This window comes from Pseudomonas sp. GW821-FHT01C01, from assembly GCF_059422645.1.
The window spans coordinates 19,661-43,542 of sequence record NZ_JBWKXF010000041.1; the positions used below are offsets into that span (position 1 = coordinate 19,661).

At 60.0% G+C, this 23,882-nt stretch carries 21 protein-coding genes; 3 read left to right on the forward strand and 18 right to left on the reverse strand.

Translation table 11 applies throughout. The annotated features are described in order from the left end of the window. Nucleotides 1-39: 39 nt before the first annotated feature. Complete coding sequence (locus AC07XF_RS21370; RefSeq protein WP_429489062.1) at nt 40-303, reverse strand: DUF6124 family protein; 264 nt, start codon at nt 301-303, stop codon at nt 40-42. A 716-nt stretch (nt 304-1,019) separates the two neighbouring features. Between AC07XF_RS21370 and AC07XF_RS21375 the strand changes: the two genes are divergently transcribed. Together AC07XF_RS21375 and AC07XF_RS21380 are read left to right on the forward strand one after the other, a co-directional pair. Then, nucleotides 1,020-1,961 carry a lipid II-degrading bacteriocin gene (locus AC07XF_RS21375; RefSeq protein WP_495028049.1) on the forward strand — a complete coding sequence of 314 codons (942 nt, stop codon included), beginning with the start codon at nt 1,020-1,022 and terminating at the stop codon, nt 1,959-1,961. A 63-nt stretch (nt 1,962-2,024) separates the two neighbouring features. Next, nucleotides 2,025-2,435 (forward strand): hypothetical protein, encoded by a 411-nt coding sequence (locus AC07XF_RS21380; RefSeq protein ID WP_495028050.1) that lies wholly within the window; start codon nt 2,025-2,027, stop codon nt 2,433-2,435. A gap of 75 nt (nt 2,436-2,510) precedes the next feature. Here the strand turns inward: AC07XF_RS21380 and AC07XF_RS21385 are convergent, their stop codons facing one another. Further along, on the reverse strand, nt 2,511-3,410 hold the full coding sequence (locus AC07XF_RS21385; RefSeq protein WP_495028051.1) for a LysR family transcriptional regulator: 900 nt from the start codon (nt 3,408-3,410) through the stop codon (nt 2,511-2,513). Between the two features lie 119 nt (nt 3,411-3,529). On the opposite strand from AC07XF_RS21385, the gene AC07XF_RS21390 reads away from it, so the two are divergent. Further along, on the forward strand, nt 3,530-4,810 hold the full coding sequence (locus tag AC07XF_RS21390) for an MFS transporter (protein ID WP_495028052.1): 1,281 nt from the start codon (nt 3,530-3,532) through the stop codon (nt 4,808-4,810). Here the strand turns inward: AC07XF_RS21390 and AC07XF_RS21395 are convergent. The 16 genes from AC07XF_RS21395 to gltB form a co-directional block, all read right to left on the reverse strand. Next, nucleotides 4,803-5,234: a type II secretion system protein M gene (locus AC07XF_RS21395; protein WP_495028053.1), complete on the reverse strand. Its 432-nt coding sequence runs from the start codon at nt 5,232-5,234 to the stop codon at nt 4,803-4,805. The two genes, AC07XF_RS21390 and AC07XF_RS21395, sit on opposite strands and share 8 nt — an antisense overlap. Further along, nucleotides 5,231-6,337, reverse strand: a complete 1,107-nt coding sequence (gspL, locus tag AC07XF_RS21400; protein WP_495028054.1) for a type II secretion system protein GspL — start codon at nt 6,335-6,337, stop codon at nt 5,231-5,233. Before gspL ends, AC07XF_RS21395 begins: the two co-directional genes overlap by 4 nt. Next, nucleotides 6,334-7,185 (reverse strand): type II secretion system protein GspK, encoded by an 852-nt coding sequence (locus AC07XF_RS21405; RefSeq protein ID WP_495028055.1) that lies wholly within the window; start codon nt 7,183-7,185, stop codon nt 6,334-6,336. Before AC07XF_RS21405 ends, gspL begins: the two co-directional genes overlap by 4 nt. Continuing rightward, a complete protein-coding gene (locus AC07XF_RS21410; protein WP_495028056.1) occupies nt 7,182-7,724 on the reverse strand; it encodes a type II secretion system protein GspJ in 543 nt (180 codons plus the stop codon). Before AC07XF_RS21410 ends, AC07XF_RS21405 begins: the two co-directional genes overlap by 4 nt. Further along, the gene (gene gspI / locus AC07XF_RS21415; protein WP_495028057.1) at nt 7,717-8,100 is read right to left on the reverse strand and encodes a type II secretion system minor pseudopilin GspI; all 384 of its coding nucleotides are present in this window, start codon (nt 8,098-8,100) and stop codon (nt 7,717-7,719) included. The genes AC07XF_RS21410 and gspI overlap by 8 nt, the downstream gene beginning before the upstream one ends. Further along, nucleotides 8,093-8,560 (reverse strand): type II secretion system minor pseudopilin GspH, encoded by a 468-nt coding sequence (gspH, locus tag AC07XF_RS21420; RefSeq protein WP_495028058.1) that lies wholly within the window; start codon nt 8,558-8,560, stop codon nt 8,093-8,095. Before gspH ends, gspI begins: the two co-directional genes overlap by 8 nt. A 3-nt stretch (nt 8,561-8,563) precedes the next feature. Then, nucleotides 8,564-8,995: a type II secretion system major pseudopilin GspG gene (gene gspG / locus AC07XF_RS21425; RefSeq protein ID WP_495028059.1), complete on the reverse strand. Its 432-nt coding sequence runs from the start codon at nt 8,993-8,995 to the stop codon at nt 8,564-8,566. Nucleotides 8,996-9,145: 150 nt separating this feature from the next. Then, the gene (gene gspF / locus AC07XF_RS21430; RefSeq protein WP_495028060.1) at nt 9,146-10,354 is read right to left on the reverse strand and encodes a type II secretion system inner membrane protein GspF; all 1,209 of its coding nucleotides are present in this window, start codon (nt 10,352-10,354) and stop codon (nt 9,146-9,148) included. Between the two features lie 3 nt (nt 10,355-10,357). Further along, nucleotides 10,358-11,830, reverse strand: coding sequence for a type II secretion system ATPase GspE (gspE, locus tag AC07XF_RS21435; protein WP_495028061.1), 1,473 nt, complete (start codon nt 11,828-11,830; stop codon nt 10,358-10,360). Nucleotides 11,831-11,834: 4 nt separating this feature from the next. Next, nucleotides 11,835-13,754, reverse strand: a complete 1,920-nt coding sequence (gspD, locus tag AC07XF_RS21440; RefSeq protein ID WP_495028062.1) for a type II secretion system secretin GspD — start codon at nt 13,752-13,754, stop codon at nt 11,835-11,837. An 8-nt stretch (nt 13,755-13,762) separates the two neighbouring features. Next, nucleotides 13,763-14,305 (reverse strand): hypothetical protein, encoded by a 543-nt coding sequence (locus tag AC07XF_RS21445; protein WP_495028063.1) that lies wholly within the window; start codon nt 14,303-14,305, stop codon nt 13,763-13,765. A gap of 4 nt (nt 14,306-14,309) precedes the next feature. Continuing rightward, nucleotides 14,310-14,858, reverse strand: coding sequence for a cytochrome b (locus tag AC07XF_RS21450; RefSeq protein ID WP_495028064.1), 549 nt, complete (start codon nt 14,856-14,858; stop codon nt 14,310-14,312). A gap of 78 nt (nt 14,859-14,936) precedes the next feature. Next, complete coding sequence (gene gbpA, locus AC07XF_RS21455; RefSeq protein ID WP_495028065.1) at nt 14,937-16,403, reverse strand: N-acetylglucosamine-binding protein GbpA; 1,467 nt, start codon at nt 16,401-16,403, stop codon at nt 14,937-14,939. Nucleotides 16,404-16,694: 291 nt separating this feature from the next. Then, nucleotides 16,695-17,762, reverse strand: a complete 1,068-nt coding sequence (gene hemE / locus AC07XF_RS21460; RefSeq protein WP_495028066.1) for a uroporphyrinogen decarboxylase — start codon at nt 17,760-17,762, stop codon at nt 16,695-16,697. Nucleotides 17,763-17,971: 209 nt separating this feature from the next. Further along, on the reverse strand, nt 17,972-19,390 hold the full coding sequence (locus tag AC07XF_RS21465) for an FAD-dependent oxidoreductase (protein WP_007975602.1): 1,419 nt from the start codon (nt 19,388-19,390) through the stop codon (nt 17,972-17,974). A gap of 32 nt (nt 19,391-19,422) precedes the next feature. Next, a complete protein-coding gene (gene gltB, locus AC07XF_RS21470; RefSeq protein ID WP_495028067.1) occupies nt 19,423-23,868 on the reverse strand; it encodes a glutamate synthase large subunit in 4,446 nt (1,481 codons plus the stop codon). Nucleotides 23,869-23,882 lie beyond the last annotated feature (14 nt).

Here is a 23,882-nt window from a genome sequence, read left to right on the forward strand (position 1 = left end):
GCAAGCTCGCTCCTACAGGGGCTCTGACACCCGGATCGGTCATGGTGGATCAAGGTTATCCAACACCCGATTCACCGCCATTTCCCCCAGCATGATCGATTGCTGAATGCCCAGCAGGGTGTGGCCCTGCGATCCCTTCAGGTCTCTGGCGAAGTCACTCGCCATGACGTTTGCCGAGGCCAGCGACACGCAGGCGTATTCCAGCAGGGTGTGGTTATCGATATCGGGCGCGATGAGGAAGAGAGGGCTGGGTTGGTGTGGCGCGTCCCGATCGGTATCCGGTGGGTTTGGCGTATTGGTCATGATTCAGCGTCCTGAAAGTGGGCGGCCACACCGAATCGCTACTGATCATCAGGGTGGCAGCTGTACGCAGGTTAGCAGACCGGCCGAAGCGAAACCGGCGCGCCCGAAGGCGCCCTGCGCACAGCTACCGTCAAGGGCAGGTATGGACATACCTGCCTATCAGGAGCGCAAATGCGCTTTACTTCGATACGGGCTGCTAAACCCGATCACTGACCATCAGTGACGCGAATCAAGTTAGCGATGGCCCTCAAAGCGCACAAGCCGGCGGATTCTGGAGTAGTTGTAGGCAAGGCCGCAAGGCGCTGTAGCCTTTGCGCAGGATTTCAGAAATGTCCCACGATTGCTGGTGAAGTATTCCGAAGGGGATGATACATCCTCGTTCCAGATAGCTGATTTTTTAGTGTTCTTGCAGACGCTTTTGCGAGCAGGCTCGATTACCTTCGCGGCGAGCTCAGCAGATGAGTAATCGGTAAAATAGCAACAACAACTTTGCATATGGCGAGGTGGATACTTCTCTGATTACTCGACCGAGATCGTAGCTTCATTAATCAGAACCAAGAAAACCCGGATCATCGGATCATTCCGCAATCTTTGTAATACGTTTCCGAGCGTACACTTACCCCATTGAGCACTTTTCTTGTTCATGCTTAATTACCGAGGAGTCTGAACAAAAAACTCAGAACCCCATAAATCAATACCGAACAAGGATGTAGGTAATGGCTCAAAATGGAATCAACTTACCCGCCACAGACATTATTGGAACATGGAGAGGATCATCAGGTGGATATTGGTCTACAGACGGGATCATTATTGATGGCACCTACGTTTTTCCTCCACCTCAACCCGAGGTGGTTACGGAAGATAAAAAATTCTACAACATCGACATGATAAAGCGGCAAACGGGACTTGACGAGTTTACTTTCAACTTGAGAATCCTAGATAAAGCATTGAACAAAAACGATGCATATGGCGCAGTAAAAGATATTTGGCATATCGTGGAAAGCGATCGTGGATGGGTAGATCCACACTGGAGAATCAACGATGACCTTTTCAAAAATAAAATCGTGAATTTTAGCTTGGCTGACGCTCTACAAAAAAGCGGTTTCAGCTCAAGAGAAGCTATTATTGCAGTCGCCAGCTCCGGGCATGCAGACAGCACTTCATACAAGCTGGAAACCCCAAAACTTTCTGGAGGCACGTTCAGCCCTGTCAAGGCACTTGGACATTACCTATGGGGTAAAGGGCAAAAGCTTGAAGTCGACATCAACACCATCGGACTTAATATTTTAGAGCATAAACTACCATTATTAAGACAGGCGATTGAACACACAAAACTACCTGGTGTATATAATCTTGTCGACCCGCGCGTTGGATACGACACATTTAACGATAACCTTGCGACCTGGGCTTATCTGGGCAGAATTACTTTGAGCATGGCAGGAGACTTTATACGAAGTCACGATGATTCCTGGCGATTCATTGGTGTAATAAAAGCCTACCATGACAAATACGACTTCAACGAGAGTGACAGACCTCCTGCATTAGAACACTTAACCACTGCCGGCAGGGCACTACCGGGAACCGGTTTTGAAATAGATATTTCAGGCGAACACAAAATACATTTAGCTGGCAGAGGACATAAAGTTCAACCATTCTAACAACATCCAGGCAGTCAAATAATATCTGACTGCCTTTTTCATTATCAGCAGGGCACTATAACCATGATCAATAAGTACTTTCGAACACTGTACCTCACAATGCTGCCAATCTCTTCAGTTGCGGGTTGTTACATCGTTATTTTAAATTACACAAACGGCATTTATCCTACCATGCAAGACACGGTAGCAATCCCATTAGTCTCTATGACCGGATTGCTTGCCATACTGTTATTATTGTCCATCATCCAAAATCCGCTTTACAAACAGCTACACCACCAAAAGACAACCAATATTGTCTCAACCGCCTTGGCATTATTTTCAACAACAGCCTCATCAGCATTGCTTATTGGATCTATTAATTACTGGCTCACTCCAAATCACTTAGGCATTTCCGCACTTTACTTCATCACATTTACTACCTATGTAATTCACCAATTAAATTTTTACAAAAAATTCGCCTCGCGAAGAAAATGACCAACTCACACTTGGCACCATTGGTGACGGCCCAACGCTTGCAAGTTAAGCTAATAGAGCATCATCAAGATATCCTTACGCTTTGGACTCAACTTTACGCGTCAACAACTCCACAAACGCCCGCGCCATCGCCGATTTCTGATCCTTGCGCTGCACCAGCCACACCGCCGATACCGCCGCCGGATCGAGCAGCGGCCGGTAGACCACGCCATCAATACGCATCCGCTGATAAGACGCCGGCAACACCGACACACCAAGCCCTGCCGCCACCAGCCCGATGATGGTCATCGCCTCTCCGGCCTCCTGGGCGAAGTGCGGGCTGAAACCGGCGTCCCGGGCCAGGCTGAGCAGCTGCGCATACAGGCCACTGCCATAGCTGCGTGGAAAAAACACAAAGGGTTCGAGGGCCAGGGCTGACAGAAACAAGCCCTCGTCACTGCCATGCACCAGTGGGTGCTTGGAACTGAGCACCGCAACCAGCGGTTCACGCATCAACTCGACCACACTGAGGCAATCCGGCAACCCGAGCGGGCGCATGATCCCGACTTCAATCGACTCGTCCACCAGCGCTTCGGCCACTTGGGTGCTGCTCATTTCCCGCAGGTTCAGGTGCACCGCCGGGAAGCGCTGACGAAAAGAGAAAATCGCCTGGGGAATGGTCGAGTTGAAGGGTGCCGACGAGGTGAAACCGATTTTCAGCTCGCCCAACTCGCCCAGTTGCGCCCGTCGCGCGACATCCGCCGCTTTGTCGACCTGCGCCAGCACCAGCCGCGCCTCTTCCAGGAACAGCCGACCGGCCTCGCTCAGCTCGACCCGACGATTGGTACGCTCGAACAGCCGTGCGCCAACTTCCTGTTCCAGCGCCTGAATTTGCTGGCTCAGCGGCGGCTGGGAGATGCCCAACACCTGTGCGGCGCGGCCGAAGTGCAGTTCTTCGGCGACGGCGATGAAGTAGCGCAGATGACGCAATTCCATGAAAACCCCATTAGGTCGTAGAAGCTATCAATTAGGTCGAACAATATATTGGATTGAATCATTAGCCAGCTATATGCTTTTTTTCATTGCCTGACCGGCTGCGTCCTCCGAGGTCCCCCGTGAAAACTGCTGTCGCTCCACTCGCCCATGAAGTTCCTCCCGTAGCGCCGGACGCTATCGCCGTTGAGTTAGCGGAGATCTACATCGAAAAAGGCACGCCGGCGTTCATGCGCACCGTGCTGGCACTGTTCTGCGGCGGCTTCGCCACCTTCGCCCTGCTCTACTGCGTGCAACCGATGATGCCGCTGCTGTCCCACGAATATTCCATCAACGCGGCGCAAAGCAGCCTGATCCTCTCTGTAGCCACCGGCATGCTCGCATTCGGCCTGCTGATCACGGGGCCGATCTCCGACCGCGTCGGGCGCAAACCGGTGATGGTCGCCGCACTGTTCGCCGCCGCCCTGTGCACCATTGCCAGCGCCATGCTGCCGAGCTGGCACGCGGTGCTGGCGATGCGGGCGTTGGTGGGCCTGTCATTGAGTGGTCTGGCGGCGGTTGCCATGACGTACCTGAGTGAAGAGATCCACCCGCAGCACATTGGCCTGGCGATGGGCCTGTACATCGGCGGCAACGCGATTGGCGGGATGAGCGGGCGCCTGATTACCGGGGTGTTGATCGACTTTGTCAGTTGGCACACGGCAATGCTGGTGATTGGGGGCCTGGCCCTGATTGCGGCAGCGGTATTCTGGAAAATCCTCCCCGAGTCGCGCAACTTCCGCGCCCGCTCGCTGCACCCGCGCAGCCTGCTCGACGGCTTCACCATGCACTTTCGCGACGCCGGCCTGCCGCTGCTGTTCCTCGAGGCCTTCGTACTGATGGGCGCGTTTGTCACGTTGTTCAACTACATCGGCTATCGCTTGCTGGCGGCGCCCTATCACATGGAACAGGCGTTCGTCGGCATGCTCTCGGTGGTGTACCTGTCGGGCATCTACAGCTCGGCGAAAATCGGCGCCCTGGCCGACAAACTCGGTCGACGCAAAATGCTCTGGAGCACCATTGCACTAATGATCGCCGGCCTTGCCCTGACAATGTTCACGCCGCTGCCGCTGGTGATCATCGGCATGCTGGTGTTCACCTTCGGTTTCTTCGGTGCCCACTCGGTGGCCAGCAGCTGGATCGGCCGCCGCGCCACCAAGGCCAAGGGGCAGGCGTCGTCGCTGTACCTGTTCAGCTACTACGCCGGGTCGAGCATTGCAGGCACGGCGGGCGGCGTGTTCTGGCATCTGGGTGGCTGGAACGGAATCGGGCTGTTCATCGGCACGCTGCTGGTGATTGCGCTGCTGATCGCATTGAAGCTGGCGAAGTTGCCGCTGTTGCCACAGCACACCTCGACTATCTGAGCACCAGCCGCGCCTCCAGGGCATCGTCACGTTTTTCCAACGTCAGCGATTGCAGCGCGACACCGCTGCGCTCCATGCCATCGAGCCACTGCAGCAATGTTTGTGAATTGCCATTGAGAGTCAGGCGCAACAGATCGCTGTCGGTCTCCATCTGCCGGATTTCCAGCCCCGCCGCCGTGGCGCTTTCGCTGACGCGCAGAGATAGCGGCTGATCGGTGCCAACGGCGACATGGCTACGCGGTGACGCCCGCTGCAATTGCGCGGCCAGTCCCACTTGCTGCTGATGTTGCCGCTCAACGGCTTCCAGCCGCTGCCGGGTCGGCTGCCAGATCAGGCTGAAGGCCACAACCGTCAATAAAAACACGCCCAACACCCGCAACAGCGTTTGTTCGCGCGAGGAAATTCGCCGCCAGATCTGCTTCATGCCTCGTCCTCCACGATGAGGGTGGCATGCACCCTATCAGCGGCTTTGTTCGCGCTATCGAGCCTGACGGGCATCCCTTGCTGTCGCCCCCGCTCACGCAATTGCTCCAGTTCGGCAAAGCTGCTGGCGGTCAGCTGGATTTTCCAGCCTTCGCCCTCCCGAAAGTCGATGCGCTGGACCTCGACCGGACTGGCGCCGATCACTTGCTCAATCAAACGAACCAGCCCTGCAATACGTGTGTATTGCGCTTCAACAGGCTGGCTTTGCAGCGCCTTGAGTTGCGCGGCCATGTCGACGATGCGGCTCTGATCAGGGTAAAGCGCCTTGAATCGCTGTTCATTTTGGCTGGTGAGATGGCGGACCTCGTTTTCGAGGAAGCCGATTCGCGCTTCATTGGCGCCCCAGCTCAACAGCGCCAGCATCAACAGCGCCAACCCGCCGGCACGCAGGGGCAGGCGCTTGCCCCTTGGGGCGAACGCGCCTTGCAACAGGTTGATGGCCTGGGTCGGACGACGGCTCAAGCATTGATCGATTGCAGCGGGGTCCTCACGCTCGTCCAGCCATTGCATGTCCCTGGGCAATAACGGGGAAAGCAGCGTCAGGTGGTCTTGCGACAATGCCAGGCGCGCCGACAGGCCTCCACCCAACAACCAGCGACCAAACCACCATGCACCGCACGGTTGATCGCCGGACAGCACATCGGCATCGACGAAAACCCCGCGCACCTCTATACCCGCCTCGCGCAGCAAAGCGAGCACGGCGGCCAACCGCTCCCGGCCAATGACCATGACCGGGTAGCAGCCGTCACGATCACGAGCGCCAACGCTCAGATGCACAACCTCCAGCACTTCACTCAGTTGATCTTCCACGGCGTAGGCAATGGCCTGGGGCTGGGGCTTGCGCCGGGCCGGCCACGGGTCGCTGCGTACCCAACTGCACATTTCCATGGGCAGCAGCACATCGACCGCCTGCCCCTTCAATGCCGAGGCTGCCTGATTCAGTGGCATCGACTGGCGTTGACCGGTTTGTGACCACAGGGCGCAAGGCCAAAGGCTGGATGGCGCGTCCTGGCCATCGGCGGTCAGGTAAAGCCAAGTATTCATCGCGGCCTCTCGTGGCGAATCATGGGAAGAAAACGTCGTTGCAGCACCGTCAGTTGTTGAGTCTCGGGGTCGTGCCCGACATCCGTGGCCAGGTGCAGTTCGCGCCCATCCCGGGTCACCTGCACGCTGATCCGATACCAGCGGCTATGGGTTCCGAGTCCGTGACTGCTCACGCCCTGCCCGGAGAGCAACGGGTCCTGCGTGAATGCCTGGACGCTCGCCCAGGGCGCCATCGCTGCCTGGCGCGCCAATGCATCGGCGGTCGCGGCGTCCACCTCTCCGAGTGTTCTCAACAGCAGGGCCGGTGCGGTGTTGATGTTCAAGGCGGCATCGGTCGGCAGCATCGCCACCCAGGGCTCCAGCCGCTGCAACAGGCTAGCGTCAACGCCAGGCAGCAAGCGCAATTGGCTCAGTTCCCGCAGCGGCCCGACCTGGCTCAGTTGCAGAGGAGCAAGATCGAGCAGCTCGAGCAGGCGCGCCCAACGGTTGAGGGTGACCTGATCCACCTGCCCCTGGCGTAACAAAGCATTGAGATTGAAGCGCCCGCCGAGGTCGTCGATATCGATGCGGATTTGCGCATCTTCAACGTCGAAACCCGGTGACATGGCCGTCCAGCCTTGAACCCGCTCGACGGGTTTCTTCGTGTCTTGCAACGCGTCGCGCAACAGCAACAACGCCCAGGTTTCCCCGCCCGTTGCGAGTTGGCGCAGGGGTATCTGCTGCAACTGTTGCCCGGAGCTTTGCAGCGACAGGTGATGGCTGCGCAACAAGCCCCCGGTGATCAACAACGCGAGGCTCATGACCAGCAATACACTGATCAACGCAATGCCACGTTGGCGCCCGTTCATGGCAATGCACCCGGCATCGGCAACACCCGACGAATCGATTCGAAGCGCCCGACCGACACTTGCACCTCCAGCGCCATGGGCGCCTTCGCGTTCTGCCCGGCCGGCCAATCAACAACCCAGCCGGACTGCCTGTCGAACAGACGCCAGCGCAACTCGCGCACCCCTTCCAGGAGTTTTTGCCGCTGCACGAGCTCCGTGCCTTCGCCCTGGCTTTCGCGCCACAACACGCCGTCGTCGAGTCGATAGGTCAGCGCCTGGCGCTCACTGCGAGGCTGGTCCAGAGGATTGCGCCAGTGACTGCGCTGGAACTGCAACAGCGGCGGGGCGAGCACCATCGATTGAGCAGTAACGTGCAGCAGATCGCGCTCGATCACCGCCACGGCTCGTTGCAGGTTCCGGAGTTCTCGCTCGTGGGCCGTCGTGCCCTGTTGCACCCGCACCACGCTATCGAACAAGCCCCAACTGGCCAGCCCCAGCACGGCGAAGATCGCCAGGGCGATGACCAGTTCCAGCAAGGTAAACCCGCGCTGCTTACTCATGTCCCACGAGTACCCAGCCGCTGGCACGATGTAAAACGTACGCACTGTTCCCGGGGCTGACCTGAACATCGACCTTGAGCAATCGCGAATCGCCGGTCGCATTGATGTGCTGATGCAGCACCCAGTCGCGCCGATCCATCGACACGACCTGTTGTTGCTGCCCGGCCGCCAAGCCGGATTGCAGGCGCAATTCGTTCAAGCGGTTGTCCGCCAGCCACGCCGCGAACAGTCGCGTCTCGACAGCACCGCGCTGCTTCACCACGTATTGACTGGCCGACAGCACGGCAGCTGCCAATGTCGCGAAAACCGCCAGGGCCACCATGATCTCCAGCAGCGTGAAGCCGTCCATGGACGACAAGGATGGCCGGCTAGCCATCGATCGCCACCTCGCCGATGCCATCGCCGGACAGGCTCAACAAGGTCCTGCTGCCAGACTCGAAGGTCAACGTGAAGGCACTGGTTTCATCGTTGCCGAGCAGCAGCAACTGCGGGGGACCTTCGTCAGCCCCCAGGTCTATCGAGTAACCGTCCTCCTTCAAGCGTGGCCGCACGCTCCGGGGCCAGGTAGAAAGCGCCGCTACCGGCTCCCACCCACGAACACTCCGACGCATCACCCGGTGGCCATCGGTACTCAGCCGCAAGCCATACTCCTGGCCCTCGAACACCGCACGCTCACGCAACTGATGAATCACCTGCACCATCGCCTCGGCTTCCTGCCTGGCCTGGCGTGCGGGACTGCCCCCACCGACGAGGCTCACCATGCCCAGCAAAACGCCGACCACGACAATCACGATCATCAATTCCAGCAAGGTAAACCCCCGGCAGCGGTAACCCACGGATCAATTGCTCCAGTTGCCGATTTCGGCTGCAAACCCTTCGCCGCCCGCGACGCCATCGGCGCCCAGGGAATACAGGTCGTAGGTGCCATCCGCCGAACGCACACCCGGATTGAGGTACTGGTAAGGCGTGCTCCACGGGTCGACCGGCATGTTCTTGAGGTAACCCTGAGGGTTCCAGCCGCGGGCCGCGGGCAGTCCGGAGGGACGTTTGACCAACGCTTCCAGGCCCTGCTGGGTCGAAGGGTAATGGGCGTTGTCGAGGCGATACATTTCCAGGGCGGTGGCGATGGCCTGGATATCGATTCTGGCGGCGGTGACCTTGGCCTGATCGGGGCGGCTCATGAACTGCGGCACCACGATGGCCCCCAGTACGCCGATGATGACCACCACCACCATGATTTCGATCAGGGTAAAACCGCGCTGGCGCGACACCGCGCCCGTGGCGAGGGAGCTTGTCGGGGGGCCGCTGCGCGACCCAGCGGGTGCAAGCTCCCTCGCCACATATTTTCGTTCGTCTCGACACTGTCTTGATGGGCCAGCATGGCACTGGGAACGGAAGTTTCTGCGGACAGGTTGCATGGATCAATTCACCAATTGGTTGAGGCTGAGAATCGGGAGCAGGATGGCCATGACGATCAGCAGTACGACGCCGCCCATCAACACCAGCATGGCCGGTTCGAAGAGGCTCACCACCAGCGCAATGCGCGCGGCGAGGCTGTTTTCCTGTTGTTCGGCGGCCCGGGCCAGCATGCGGTCGAGTTCGCCGGCACGTTCACCGCTGGCGATCATGTGCAGCATCATCGGTGGAATGTCGCCGCTCAGTTCCAGGCCACGGGTCAGCGTTCCGCCTTCGCGGACCGAGCGGGCGACATCGACCATCCGCGCGCGGATGGTCAGGTTGCCGATGACCGCGGCGGCAATTTCCAGTGCGTCCACCAACGGCACGGCACTTTTGCCGAGAATGGCCAGGGTGCTGGCAAACCGTGCGGCTTCCATGGCACGCAGCACTTCACCGATGACGGGCGCATTCAGCAGCCAACGATGCCAGCGCAGACGCCACTGCGGCTGCTGCCAGCTCCAGCGCCACAGGCCGAACAGCGTCGCCAGCACGCTGATCAACAACAGGAAATGGTTGCGCAGGCCGTTGCTCACGCTAATCAGTGCCTGGGTCAGCCAGGGCAAGGGCTGGCCGCTGTCGACGAAGATCTTCACCACATCCGGCACCACATAGCCGAGCAGAAAACCGACGATCGCCACGCTGGCTAACATCAGGATCAACGGGTACACCAGGGCCATCTGGATCTTTTGCCGCGAGGCCTGGCGGGCCTGGGTGTAGGCCGCCAGTTGCTCCAGCACATGGCCCAAATGCCCCGAACGTTCGCCGGCGGCCACGGTGGCGCGGAACAATTCGGGGAAGGCCTTGGGATATTGTCCCAGTGCCGAGGCCAGTGCATGACCTTCCATCACCCGGCTCCTGACCGCCGACAACAGGCCTGCGACCCTGGGTTTTGAGCTTTGCCTGGCCACTGCTTCGAGCGCTTCCTCCAGGGGCAGTCCAGCCTGAACCAGCGTTGACAGTTGCAACGTCAACAGCGCCAGATCAGCAGCGCTCAGGCGTCCGCCACGCGATGGTTTGCCTGCACCGCTGCCAGCGCTGACCTCGATCAAGACACGCGGCCACAGTCCACGCTCACGCAACAACTGTCGCGCATGGCGGGGTCCATCGGCCTCCAGTCGTCCCTTGCAGGAGCGTCCCCGGGCATCGTGGGCGCGGTAATCGAAGGTCGGCACCGGTCAGTTCTCCTGTGTCACACGCAGTAACTCATCGAGGCTGGTCAATCCTTCCAGCACCCGCTGGCGACCGTCCTGGAACAGGCTGCCCGAGACCTTGCGCGCTTCGTCGACCAGGACTTGCTCATGGGCGCCCTGATGGATCAGCGCCGAGACGGCGGGCGTCACGCTGATCAGTTCGTAAATGCCGATGCGCCCGCGATAACCGTGTTGGCACTGTTCACAGCCCGAGGCTTTGAACAGTGTGTGTGGTGTGTCCGTGTCGAGCCCCAGGCGCTGGCATGCGGCCGCGTCGGCGATGTACGAAACCTTGCAATGGGGGCACAGAGTGCGCAGCAGGCGCTGGGCCAGAATGCCTACCAGCGAGGACGCCAGCAGGTAGGCATCGACGCCCATGTCCACCAGCCGTGTGACGGCGCCGGCCGCGCTGTTGGTGTGCAAGGTCGAGAGCACCAGATGTCCGGTCAAGGACGCCTGGACAGCGATTTCGGCGGTTTCGCGGTCGCGGATTTCGCCGACCATCACCACGTCCGGGTCCTGGCGCAAAATCGCCCGCAGGCCTCGGGCAAAGGTCATGTCCACTTTCGGATTGACCGGCATCTGGCCGACACCGGGCAGGTGATATTCGATAGGGTCTTCGACGGTCAGGATGTTGCGGGTCTGGTCATTCAGGCTGCTCAGAGCGGCGTACAGGCTGGTGGTCTTGCCGGACCCGGTCGGCCCGGTCACCAGCAGGATGCCGTGGGGTTTACCCAGCAACTGGCGCAGGGCCACGAGGGTCGCGTCCGGCATGCCCAGCCGATGCAGGTCCAGGCGCCCGGCCTGCTTGTCGAGCAGACGCAGCACCACCCGTTCACCGTGGGCCGAAGGCAGCGTCGAGACCCGCACATCGACTTCATGCCCGGCCAGGCGCAAGGCCATTCGCCCATCCTGGGGCACGCGTTTTTCCGCGATGTCCAGACGCGCCATGACCTTGATCCGCGACACCAGCAGCGTCGCCAGTTCGCGCTTGGGCCTGAGCATTTCACGCAGTTGGCCATCGACCCGCATACGCACCGACAGGTACTGCTCGAAGGTTTCCAGATGAACGTCCGAGGCGTGCTCGCGTACCGCTTCACCGAGCAGCGCGTTGATCAGGCGAATGATTGGCGCATCGCCCTGTTGCTCCAGCAGGTCGGCAGTTTGCGGGACTTGATCGACCAGGCTGAGCAAGTCCAGCTCTTCGTCCAGCCCTTGGGCAACCTGCTCCATCGCGCTGTGCCCTTCGCGATAGGCCGCCACCAGGCGCGCGGCGTACTCATCGGCCCCGACGATTTGCACCGGCAGCGCCCGCCCGCACACCCGGCGCGCTTCCGCCAATGCGGTGAGCGGCGCATCGGCACGCAGGGCAAGGCGCAGGTTGTCACTATCACGCTCCAGCAACACACCAAAGCGTCGGGCGAAGCCGAAGGGCAATTGCTCGCAGAGTTCGCTCATGGATTTACTGCGCCTTGCTGCGTAAATCGAACACTGGCGCGTCGATGGCCGGCTCGAACAACCCGCGCGCCTCGGACGGCAACAACAACGAGTTGTTTTCCCCCGCCCCTGATTTGCTCAAGTCACGCAGCGCGTTGTAACGCTGCTGGCTGACCTGGGACAGGTCTTCCTTGCTGCGCACAATGGTCGGGCGCAAGAACACCATCAGATTGCTTTTGGTCTGGGTGTCGCGGCTCCAGCGAAACATCGCACCGAGATAGGGAATGTCACGCAACAGCGGCACGCCGCTTTTCTGCGTGCGCACGCTGTCTCTGATCAGGCCGCCGATCACGATGATTTCGCCATCGTCGGCGAGGATGGTGCTTTTGAGCGCGCGCTTGTTGGTGATCAGGTCCGATGAATCAATACCCGACACCGACGGTGCGATGTCCGACACTTCCTGCTCGACTTCCAGGCGCAACGTCGAACCTTCGTTGATGTAAGGCTTGATCTTCAGGCTGATGCCGACGTCCTTGCGCTCGACGGTAGTGAACGGATTCTCCGCGCCGTTGCTGTTGGTGGCGTAGGAACCGGTCTTGAACGGCACGTTCTGGCCGACGATGATTTCCGCTTCCTGATTGTCCAGGGTCAACAGGCTCGGCGTGGACAGCAGGTTGCTGTGGGTGTTGCTGGCCAGGGCCGAAATCAACGCACCGAAGCGGTCACTGCCCAGTTGCAGGATCGCCCCTTCCGGTGCCGATCTTTTCTCGTCGAACTTCAGCCCGCCGACAATCGGAATGTCGGTGCCGGGAAAGTTGATGAAGCCCTTGGCATCGCCCGCGTTGAGGTTCCATTGCACACCGACGGCCTCGGCGATGTCTCCGGAGATTTCGACGATGGCGGCATGAATCAACACCTGGGCCCGTGGCTGGTCCAACTGACGCACGATGTTTTCGATGGTCCGCACCTGCGCCGGCTCGGCGATCAGCACCAGTGCATTCTGGCTTTCGTCGGCCCTGATCATGAAGGTTGCACCGCCAGACGTGTCCTTGGTGCCGCCAATGGCGGAAGCTTGCTTTCGGCCCTGCCCCATCGACTCCAGAATCTCGGCCAAATGCTTGGCATCGCTGTGGCGCAGGCGAATCACCCGGGCATTGTCGAGGGTCGTGGTGGCCGGCGTATCGAGACCTCGGGCCAGTTCGATCAAGCGCTGGCGAACGACCGGCGGGCCAATGAAAATCAGGCGATTGGTCCTGGTGTCGGCCAGTACCTGTATCGCTGACTCGGCATTGCGCTTGCCCATGGAGGCCTCGATCACCGGCGCGACATCGCCCGCTTGGGCATGGTTGAGCTGAATCACCGCGTGCAGGTTGTTCTGGCCCGAGTCCAGTTCGCGGATCACCCGGGCGATGCGCTTCACGTTGGCGGCCGTATCGGTCAGCACCAACGCGTTGGCCGACACCGAAGGACCGACATAACCATTGGCAGAGACCAGCGGTCGCACCAGCCCGGCAATATCGGAGGCGCTGCCGGTGTTCAAGCCGATGACTTCGGTCACGAACTGCGACGCCGTGGTGGTTTTCACCGTGCCCTGACCGGCCCGGGTCCTGGCCTCGGCGACCGGGGTGATGAGAATCCGGTCGCCCTCATCGATCACCGTAAAGTGGTGGGCGTCGAGTACCGAATAGAACAACCGACGCACCCCTTCACGATCGAGGGCCTGCCGCGACATGACAGTGATGCGACCGGAGACCTTGGGGTCCAGCACAACAGTGGTTCCCAGAATGCCGGAGATCTCTTCGACGATGTCACGCAGCTCTGCGTTGTTCATCGCCAGTTGCCATTTTTCTTCTTCGGCCTGAGGTGCGCCGTGGTAGAGCGTTGCCACCATGGCGAGGAATAAAAGCACCGGCCGCAGTGCGCGTGCACCGAGAAAGCTTTTCATGAACTTGATCACTCTGTCGGCCCGGCCAGCGGGCTAAAAAAACGCGGAGAAACGCTGGGCACTTTCGGTTTGTCGTGGGGGTCGAGGCGTTGCAGAAAACCCGTGACGGGAGTCTGGAGCGTCAACAGTTCCTCTCGGCCCTTGCTCCACAACACGGCATGATCGGCCTCGATGTGACGCAAGACGCTGCCACCTGGCAAGCGCTCGCCGACCTGGTAGATGCGCGCGCCTTGCGAGTCAGCCAGCAACACCCGGGACAAACCGTGGGTAACGACGAAACTCGCCTGCAAGGTCAACGGTTCGGCACTTGGCAGCAGTTCGGCGCCAGTCATCAGGCCGAGTACCGTTGCAACGGCCGTTGTGTCGAGCGCTTGACGGGGGGCGGGAGCGATTCGCGGTGTTTCGACCAGCATTGGTGAGGTCAGCTGCTCGCGATAGCGCCACTCCTGCCAGCCCAGAAATGCCCCGTAGACCAGCGGCACAATCAGCAGGCCCGCCTTGCTTAGGAGCAAAGCAAGTCCGGTCAAACGCCCGCGCGAAAACATCACCATGGGCTCACTCGAGTCGCCCGGATGCAGGCCTGCCGCACAGCCGCAAAGACATCCGTCGCAACACCCGATGGTTGCAGGCCTCATGCACGATGACGGCGCCGATGTGCGCGGCAATCAACAGTGACAACACCACACACGCCCACATGTGGACCATGACGAACAAAGCGATCAGTCGTGGATCGCTTAACGGCTGAGCAATCTCGACAACCCCGAATACATCGATCGGGCGATCCATCATCAACACGCCGGTCGCCAGAACGGCACCGACGAGGAGGTAAATCAATGTATGCGCAAACAACGCGAGTACTTCGACAATCGACAACGTCCTGATGCCCGAAAAACAGGTATGAGAGAAAAACAGAAACAGGCGCCGTACATAGAACGGTATGAACACTGTCGTCAGCGAAACATTGAAGAATGCAACCGACTCTTTGATGTGCGCTGACACCTCGAAAGCGGCGACAAAAAAACCAGACAGCAAGGTCCACAGGATCACCACCGCAGACAACCAATGCAGCAGTACGCGCTGTCTGGAATAACCCGAAACCATCATTTTCAACTCGATCAACGTCAGAGGAATAAACCTTCAGGCGATCGGCTACCGATCGCCTGAAGTGCTACAAGGTGGGACTTACAACTTGTCCCACGCCATGTGCCAGTGAGCACCGACACCCGGTTCAAAGCCGTTGGCGGTGGGGCTGTACTGCTTGCAATAACCCGACTCGGGGAATGGCTTGCACTCAAAGACTTCGTTGGTCTTCGGTTGCAGCACCTTGGTGCCTGCGGTGTAGTCGCTGAGGCCTTCAGGGAACACGAAGTCGTATTCGACGCCTGCGCCTTCACCGGTCAGTTGGGTGGTCTGGGTGTCCTGACGGGTCGTGCGGCCATCCAGGGTGGTGCCGACCAGGGTCAGGGTGTGCGCGCCCGGGTTGCTGCGCACATCCATGGATAGCCAAGTGGAGCCACTGGCCACCTGAGCCGAAGTGGTTCCCACTGGCTTGTTGCTCTGATCGAGCAAAGTCGCTTCGACGTTCATCGGGCGGTTCGAAATCATGCTGAACTCGACCTTGGCCTGGCCTTTATCCAGAACGTATTCGGCTTGTTGCGAGGCCACCGACATGCGAGCAGCGGCGTCTTCCTTCATGCCCAGTTGCACTTCGTAGCGCACTACGCCGCTTTCTTTTTGCGCGTAGAGGCTGTTGGTGCCTTTGACCGGCTCGACATTGCCGCTCTCGTCACGGATACCGGCGCGAACGAGGGTGTGGGTCTGGTTGATTTTTTCAGCCAGCTTGAACGACCAGTTTTGCGGCGTGCCATCTTCAGCGTTATCGATGCTGATTTCGACGCTGTAATCCGGGCTCTCGCCATTGGCGGTGAACGCGCGGGCCTTGACCTTGTCACCCACCCGCAACGCGGTGGAAGGCGCGATGCTGCCCACAGAGGTCCAGCCGCCCGGCAGCTCCGGTTCGGCAAGGATGTTCACGTCTGCCGCGTTGTAGAACGCAGCATCAGTATCGCCCACGGTCCAGATCGCCAGGATCACGTGATGGCCAGACTTGTCTGCAGGAATGTTGCAGTTGTGCTTGTCGCTGGACCCAGGGCGCTGATTGCCGCCGTCGATGGTGCAGAACGGCGTGCTTTCGAAAGTGGCGCGTTTGAGCGATTCGTTCGGATTCCAGCCGTTGCGGGTGATGAAATACTCGTGCTTGGTCGCGGGGTGAACCGCGGTGTAATGCCATTTGAAATCGATGTTACGGTCCTTGATTTCCGTCAGGTGCCAACGGGTGGCGGACTGTGCGTCCATGGCGGAGAACAGCGAGTGACCACCGCTGGCGATCTTGCCATCGACCGGCCCCTGCAAAGGAGTACCGCCAACGCCGGCCGGAAAGCCTTTGAAGGTTTCACCGACACTCTGCGGCTCGTATTGCGCGCCACCGCAGTTGGTGTTCAAACCTTTCTGGCAAGCCAATGCGCGCGAAGGCGGCACTTCCAGGTAGCCATGGGCGGAAACGGCTTGAGAGGCCAGCATTGCCGATAACAGGATCATCGATGAAGTGCAGGCGGTTAAGGCACTTCTTTTATCAAATGTAATTTTCATGATGTATTCCAGACTGCTTATCGAAAACAGGGCGCCTTGTGAGCGTCCCTGTTCGCTTCGTGATTGTTCGGCGATACGCCGGACAAGGGCCTGGAACCTTACGGGGATGGAAGAAAATTCTATGTAGGAGTAATCACCGTGCGAGGCAGGAACAGTCTCTTCATTCCTCGGTCCGACAAAGAAAGAAAACATTCTTACAGCAAGAGATGCTTTATCGATTGAGCCTTTAAACGGCACAAAAAAGCCTGTCCGGCACGAGGCGGGACAGGCTTTTTTGAAACCGGGCAATTGCTATTCGTGATACTGCGCCGACAGCTCATGTACCGCACGCAGGAACGCGCCAGCATGTTCCGGATCGACTTCCGGTGTAATGCCATGACCGAGGTTGAACACGTGGCCGCTGCCTTTGCCGTAGCTGGCGAGAATACGCCCGACTTCAGCGCGAATGGCTTCCGGTTTGGCGTAGAGCACAGTCGGGTCCATGTTCCCTTGCAGCGCGACCTTATCGCCGACACGGGCGCGGGCGTTGCCGATGTCGCAGGTCCAGTCCAGGCCCAACGCATCGGCGCCCGCTTCGGCAATGCTTTCCAGCCACAGGCCGCCGTTCTTGGTGAACAGGATCACCGGCACTTTGCGACCTTCATGCTCGCGGATCAAACCGCTGACGATTTTCTTCATGTAGGCCAGGGAGAACTCCTGATACGCCGCGGCGGACAGGTTGCCGCCCCAGGTGTCGAAAATCTGCACTGCTTGTGCACCGGCCAGGATCTGGCCATTGAGATAGCTGGTGACCGACTGCGCGAGTTTATCCAGCAACAGGTGCATGGCTTGCGGGTTGTCGTAGAGCATGGACTTGGTTTTGCGGAAGTCTTTCGACGAGCCGCCTTCGACCATGTAGGTCGCCAGGGTCCACGGGCTGCCGGAGAAGCCGATCAGCGGCACACGGCCGTTCAGCTCGCGACGGATGGTGCTGACCGCGTCCATCACGTAGCCCAGGTCTTTCTGTGGATCGGGAATCGGCAGGGCTTCGATGTCGGCCAGGGTGCTGACGACTTTCTTGAAGCGCGGACCTTCGCCGGATTCGAAGTACAGGCCCTGGCCCATGGCATCGGGGATGGTCAGGATGTCGGAAAAGAGGATCGCCGCATCCAGTTGCGGATAGCGGTCGAGCGGCTGCATCGTGACTTCGCAAGCGAACGCCGGGTTCATGCACAGGCTCATGAAGTCGCCGGCCTTGGCACGGCTGGCGCGGTATTCAGGCAGGTAGCGACCGGCCTGACGCATCATCCACACAGGAGTGACGTCTACGGGTTGCTTGAGCAGGGCGCGGAGAAAACGGTCGTTCTTCAGGGCAGTCATGTCGGCATCCGGAAAAAAAGTGCGGGTATTTTCTCAGAGCGCGGCACAAAAGGCACGGCAAGAGCGGAGCCTTTTGTCTATCGGGTCAATTTGTCGCGGTCTGCACGCGCTAAATCTGTGTTGATTCGACCGGCCTCTTCGCCGGCAAGCCGGCTCCTACAGGTCTTGCGCAATCCTGTAGGAGCTGGCTTGCCAGCGAAGCTTTTTGATCAGACGCCCAGGTAATCCAGGATCCCTTCCGCCGCATTGCGGCCTTCGAAGATCGCCGTCACCACCAGGTCGGAACCGCGCACCATATCGCCACCGGCAAAGATTTTCGGGTTGCTGGTCTGGTGCTTGTACTGGCCTTGTTCCGGTGCCACAACGCGGCCCTGGCTGTCGGTCTGGATCTCGAACTGCTCGAACCACGGCGCCGGGCTCGGGCGGAAACCGAATGCGATGACCACGGCGTCGGCCGGGATGATCTCTTCGGAGCCCGGGATCGGCTCGGGGCTGCGACGGCCACGGGCGTCCGGCTCACCGAGACGGGTCTCGACCACCTTCACGCCTTCAACCTTGTCCTCGCCGACAATGGCGATCGGCTGGCGGTTGTAGAGGAACTTCACGCCTTCTTCCTTGGCGTTCTTCACCTCTTTGCGCGAGCCCGGCATGTTCGCTTCGTCGCGACGATAGGCGCAGGTCACCGACTTGGCGCCCTGGCGGATCGAGGTGCGGTTGCAGTCCATCGCCGTATCGCCGCCGCCCAGGACCACGACCTTCTTGCCTTTCATGTCGACGAAATCTTCCGGCGACTTTTCAAAGCCCAGGTTGCGGTTGACGTTGGCGATCAGGAAGTCCAGCGCGTCGTACACGCCCGGCAGGTCTTCACCGGCAAAACCGCCCTTCATGTAGGTGTAGGTGCCCATGCCCATGAATACGGCATCGTATTCTTCGAGCAGTTGCTCCATGGTCACGTCCTTGCCCACCTCGGTGTTGAGGCGGAACTCGATGCCCATACCAGTGAAGACTTCGCGGCGATTGCTCAGCACGGTCTTTTCCAGCTTGAACTCGGGAATGCCGAAGGTCAGCAGACCGCCGATTTCCGGGTTCTTGTCGAATACCACCGGGGTCACGCCGCCACGCACCAGCACGTCGGCGCACCCCAGGCCAGCAGGCCCGGCACCGATGATCGCGACACGCTTGCCGGTCGGCTTGACCTTGGACATGTCCGGGCGCCAGCCCATGGCAAACGCGGTGTCGGTGATGTACTTCTCCACCGAACCGATGGTCACCGCGCCGAAGCCGTCGTTGAGGGTGCAGGCACCCTCGCACAAACGGTCCTGCGGACACACCCGGCCGCAGACTTCCGGCAGGGTGTTGGTCTGGTGCGACAGCTCGGCGGCCTGGAGGATGTTGCCCTCGGCCACCAGTTTCAGCCAGTTGGGAATGAAGTTGTGCACCGGGCACTTCCATTCGCAATACGGGTTACCGCAACCCAGGCAGCGGTGGGCCTGGTCGGCCGACTGCTGGGGTTTGAAGGGTTCGTAGATTTCCACGAACTCTTTCTTGCGTTGACGCAACAGTTTCTTCTTCGGATCCTTGCGCCCGACCTCGATGAACTGGAAGTCATTATTCAGACGTTCAGCCATTTTAAAACCTCATCAAACTCTTCAGGCGCATATCACTGCGGGTTGGCACGGGTGCTGGAAAGCAACGATTTCAGGTTGGCAGCCTTGGGCTTGACCAGCCAGAAACGACGCACGTAATCATCGAGGTTCTCGGCGAGTTCACGACCCCACTCGCTGTCGGTCTCCTCGACGTACTCGTTCAGCACGCGTTGCAGGTGGCTACGGTAGGCTTCCATCGCCTCGCCGCTGATCCGCTGGATTTCCACCAGTTCGTGGTTGACCCGGTCAACGAAACTGTTGTCCTGGTCGAGCACGTAGGCGAAACCGCCGGTCATGCCAGAGCCGAAGTTGTAACCGGTCTTGCCCAATACGCAGACGAAGCCACCGGTCATGTACTCACAGCAGTGATCGCCAGTGCCTTCCACCACGGTGTGGGCCCCGGAGTTACGCACGGCGAAACGCTCGCCCGCGGTGCCGGCAGCGAACAGCTTGCCGCCGGTGGCGCCGTACAGGCAGGTGTTGCCGATGATGGCACTGTCCTGAGTGCGGTAGACGCTGCCCTTCGGCGGAACGATCACCAGCTTGCCGCCGGTCATGCCCTTGCCGACGTAGTCGTTGGCGTCGCCTTCCAGGTACATGTTCAGACCACCGGCGTTCCACACGCCGAAACTCTGCCCGGCCGTGCCTTTGAAGCGGAACGTGATCGGCGCGTTGGCCATGCCCTGGTTGCCGTGCTTGCGCGCGATTTCGCCGGAGATCCGTGCACCGATGGAACGGTCGCAGTTGCAGATTTCCAAGTCGAACTCGGCACCGCTCAGGTCGTTGATCGCCGAAGTGGCCATGGCGACCATTTTCTCGGCCAGCAGGCCTTTGTCGAACGGCGGGTTACGCTCTACGCCACAGAACTGCGGTTTGTCCGCCGGCACGTGGTCGCTGCCCAGCAACGGGGTCAGGTCCAGGTGATGTTGCTTGGCGGTCTGGCCTTCGAGAACTTCCAGCAGATCGGTACGGCCGATCAGCTCTTCAAGGGAGCGCACGCCCAGCTTGGCCAGCCACTCACGGGTTTCTTCGGCGACGTAGGTGAAGAAGTTCACCACCATGTCGACGGTACCGATGTAGTGGTCCTTGCGCAGCTTCTCGTTCTGAGTCGCGACGCCGGTGGCGCAGTTGTTCAGGTGGCAGATGCGCAGGTATTTGCAACCCAGGGCGATCATCGGCGCGGTGCCGAAGCCGAAGCTTTCAGCGCCGAGGATGGCTGCCTTGATCACGTCGAGGCCGGTTTTCAGGCCGCCGTCGGTTTGTACTCGAACCTTGCCACGCAGGTCGTTGCCGCGCAGGGTCTGGTGGGTTTCGGCCAGGCCGAGTTCCCACGGAGCGCCCGCGTATTTGATCGAGGTCAGCGGCGATGCACCGGTACCACCGTCGTAGCCAGAGATGGTGATCAAGTCCGCATAGGCCTTGGCCACACCGGCAGCGATGGTGCCGACGCCCGCTTCAGCTACCAGCTTCACCGAGACCAGCGCCTGCGGGTTGACCTGTTTCAAGTCGAAAATCAGCTGCGACAAGTCTTCGATCGAATAGATGTCGTGGTGCGGCGGTGGCGAAATCAGGGTCACGCCTGGCACTGCATAACGCAGCTTGGCGATCAGACCGTTCACTTTACCGCCCGGCAGTTGACCACCCTCGCCCGGCTTGGCGCCCTGGGCGACCTTGATCTGCAGCACTTCGGCGTTGACCAGGTATTCCGGGGTCACACCGAAGCGGCCGGTAGCGACCTGCTTGATTTTCGAGCTCTTGATGGTGCCGTAGCGCGCCGGGTCTTCACCGCCTTCACCGGAGTTGGAACGCGCACCCAGGCGGTTCATGGCTTCGGCCAGGGCTTCGTGAGCTTCCGGCGACAGGGCGCCCAGCGAGATACCGGCGGAGTCGAAACGCTTGAGTACCGACTCCAGCGGTTCGATTTCGCTCATATCCAGCGGCGTGTCGAGGGTTTTGACTTTCAGCAGGTCACGGATCATCGACACCGGGCGGTTGTCCACCAGCGACGTGTATTCCTTGAACTTGCTGTAGTCACCCTGCTGCACAGCGGCTTGCAGGGTGTTGACCACGTCCGGGTTGTACGCATGATATTCGCCACCGTGGACGAACTTCAGCAAACCACCCTGCTGGATCGGCTTGCGCGGGCTCCAGGCTTCGCTGGCCAGCGCTTTCTGCTCGGCTTCGATGTCGACGAAACGCGCACCCTTGATGCGGCTCGGCACGCCACGGAAGCTCAGGTTGCAGACTTCCTCGGACAGGCCGATGGCCTCGAACAACTGCGCACCACGGTACGAAGTAATGGTCGAGATACCCATCTTCGACAGGATCTTCAGCAGGCCCTTGGTGATGCCTTTACGGTAGTTCTTGAACACCTCATAGAGGTCGCCCAGCACTTCACCGGTACGGATCAGGTCGCCCAGCACTTCATAGGCCAGGAACGGGTAAACGGCAGAGGCGCCGAAACCGATCAACACGGCGAAGTGATGCGGATCGCGAGCGGTCGCGGTTTCCACCAGGATGTTCGAATCGCAACGCAGGCCTTTTTCGGTCAGGCGGTGGTGCACCGCGCCGGTGGCGAGCGAAGCGTGGATTGGCAACTTGCCCGGGGCAATGTGACGGTCACTCAGCACGACCTGGGTACGACCGGCGCGCACGGCTTCTTCAGCCTGATCGGCCACATTGCGGATGGCCGCTTCGAGGCCGACGCTTTCGTCGTAGTTGAGGTCGATGATCGCGCGCTCGAAGCCCGGACGGTCGAGATTCATCAGCGAGCGCCATTTGGCCGGGGAAATAACCGGCGAGCTGAGGATCACGCGTGAAGCGTGTTCCGGCGACTCCTGGAAAATGTTGCGCTCGGCACCGAGGCAGATTTCCAGCGACATGACGATGGCTTCACGCAGCGGGTCGATCGGCGGGTTGGTGACCTGCGCGAACTGCTGGCGGAAATAGTCGTACGGCGTGCGCACGCGCTGGGACAGCACGGCCATCGGCGTATCGTCGCCCATCGAGCCCACGGCTTCGTAGCCCTGTTCGCCGAGCGGACGCAGCACCTGGTCGCGCTCTTCGAACGTGACCTGGTACATCTTCATGTATTGCTTGAGCTGGTCGACGTCGTAGAACGCCGAACCGTGGTCGTTGTCTTCCATGGTCGCCTGGATGCGCAGGGCATTCTTGCGCAGCCATTGCTTGTACGGATGACGCGACTTCAGACGGTTGTCGATCGCATCGGTGTCGAGGATCTGACCGGTTTCGGTGTCCACGGCAAAGATCTGGCCAGGTCCCACACGGCCCTTGGCGATCACGTCTTCAGGCTGGTAGTTCCAGACACCGATTTCCGAGGCCAGGGTAATGAAGCCGTTCTTGGTGGTGACCCAACGCGCCGGACGCAGACCGTTACGGTCGAGCAGGCACACCGCGTAGCGACCATCGGTCATTACCACGCCGGCCGGGCCGTCCCACGGTTCCATGTGCATCGAGTTGTATTCGTAGAACGCCCGCAGGTCCGGGTCCATGGTCTCGACGTTCTGCCACGCTGGCGGAATGATCATCCGCACGCCACGGAACAGGTCGATGCCGCCGGTGACCATCAGCTCCAGCATGTTGTCCATGCTCGAGGAGTCGGAACCGACGCGGTTGACCAGCGGGCCGAGCTCTTCCAGGTCCATCAGATCGTTGGTGAACTTGGTGCGACGGGCCACGGCCCAGTTGCGGTTGCCGGTGATGGTGTTGATCTCGCCGTTGTGCGCCAGGAAGCGGAACGGTTGAGCCAGCGGCCATTTCGGCAGGGTGTTGGTGGAGAAGCGCTGGTGGAACACGCAAATCGAAGTTTGCAGGCGCTCATCGCTCAGGTCCGGATAGAAGGCGGTCAAGTCCGCCGGCATCATCAGGCCTTTATAAATGATGGTCTTGTGCGAAAAGCTGCAGACGTAGTGGTCGGTGTCGGCGGCGTTGGCCACGGACGAACGACGACGGGAAGTGAACAGCTTGACCGCCATGTCCTGGTCGCTCAGGCCTTCACCGCCGATGAACACTTGCTCGATCTGTGGCAGGCGCTCAAGGGCCAGGCGGCCGAGGACGCTGGTGTCGATCGGCACTTTGCGCCAGCCGACCAGCTGCAAGCCGGCGGCCAGGATCTCGCGGTTCATGTTCTCGCGAGCGGCTTCGGCTTTGACCGGGTCCTGGTTGAAGAAGACCATGCCCACGGCGTATTGCCTGGGCATTTCGACGCCGAAGGTTTCCTGGGCGATGGCTCGCAGGAACACGTCCGGCTTTTGAATCAGCAGACCGCAACCGTCACCGGTCTTGCCGTCGGCATTAATCCCACCGCGGTGGGTCATGCAGGTCAGGGCCTCAATGGCCGTTTGCAATAGGGTATGACTGGGCTCGCCCTGCATATGGGCTATCAGGCCGAAACCGCAGTTATCCTTGAATTCATCTGGTTGGTACAGACCTGCTTTCATAGACACTTTCTCAC

Excerpts from the sequence above, each read along its gene's own strand:
- AC07XF_RS21370 (WP_429489062.1), bottom strand. The coding sequence starts at position 303 with ATGACCAATACGCCAAACCCACCGGATACCGATCGGGACGCGCCACAC.
- AC07XF_RS21375 (WP_495028049.1), top strand. The coding sequence starts at position 1,020 with ATGGCTCAAAATGGAATCAACTTACCCGCCACAGACATTATTGGAACA.
- AC07XF_RS21380 (WP_495028050.1), top strand. The coding sequence starts at position 2,025 with ATGATCAATAAGTACTTTCGAACACTGTACCTCACAATGCTGCCAATC.
- AC07XF_RS21385 (WP_495028051.1), bottom strand. The coding sequence starts at position 3,410 with ATGGAATTGCGTCATCTGCGCTACTTCATCGCCGTCGCCGAAGAACTG.
- AC07XF_RS21395 (WP_495028053.1), bottom strand. The coding sequence starts at position 5,234 with ATGAAGCAGATCTGGCGGCGAATTTCCTCGCGCGAACAAACGCTGTTG.
- gspL (WP_495028054.1), bottom strand. The coding sequence starts at position 6,337 with ATGAATACTTGGCTTTACCTGACCGCCGATGGCCAGGACGCGCCATCC.
- AC07XF_RS21405 (WP_495028055.1), bottom strand. The coding sequence starts at position 7,185 with ATGAACGGGCGCCAACGTGGCATTGCGTTGATCAGTGTATTGCTGGTC.
- AC07XF_RS21410 (WP_495028056.1), bottom strand. The coding sequence starts at position 7,724 with ATGAGTAAGCAGCGCGGGTTTACCTTGCTGGAACTGGTCATCGCCCTG.
- gspI (WP_495028057.1), bottom strand. The coding sequence starts at position 8,100 with ATGGCTAGCCGGCCATCCTTGTCGTCCATGGACGGCTTCACGCTGCTG.
- gspE (WP_495028061.1), bottom strand. The coding sequence starts at position 11,830 with ATGAGCGAACTCTGCGAGCAATTGCCCTTCGGCTTCGCCCGACGCTTT.
- gspD (WP_495028062.1), bottom strand. The coding sequence starts at position 13,754 with ATGAAAAGCTTTCTCGGTGCACGCGCACTGCGGCCGGTGCTTTTATTC.
- AC07XF_RS21445 (WP_495028063.1), bottom strand. The coding sequence starts at position 14,305 with ATGGTGATGTTTTCGCGCGGGCGTTTGACCGGACTTGCTTTGCTCCTA.
- AC07XF_RS21450 (WP_495028064.1), bottom strand. The coding sequence starts at position 14,858 with ATGATGGTTTCGGGTTATTCCAGACAGCGCGTACTGCTGCATTGGTTG.
- gbpA (WP_495028065.1), bottom strand. The coding sequence starts at position 16,403 with ATGAAAATTACATTTGATAAAAGAAGTGCCTTAACCGCCTGCACTTCA.
- hemE (WP_495028066.1), bottom strand. The coding sequence starts at position 17,762 with ATGACTGCCCTGAAGAACGACCGTTTTCTCCGCGCCCTGCTCAAGCAA.
- AC07XF_RS21465 (WP_007975602.1), bottom strand. The coding sequence starts at position 19,390 with ATGGCTGAACGTCTGAATAATGACTTCCAGTTCATCGAGGTCGGGCGC.
- gltB (WP_495028067.1), bottom strand. The coding sequence starts at position 23,868 with ATGAAAGCAGGTCTGTACCAACCAGATGAATTCAAGGATAACTGCGGT.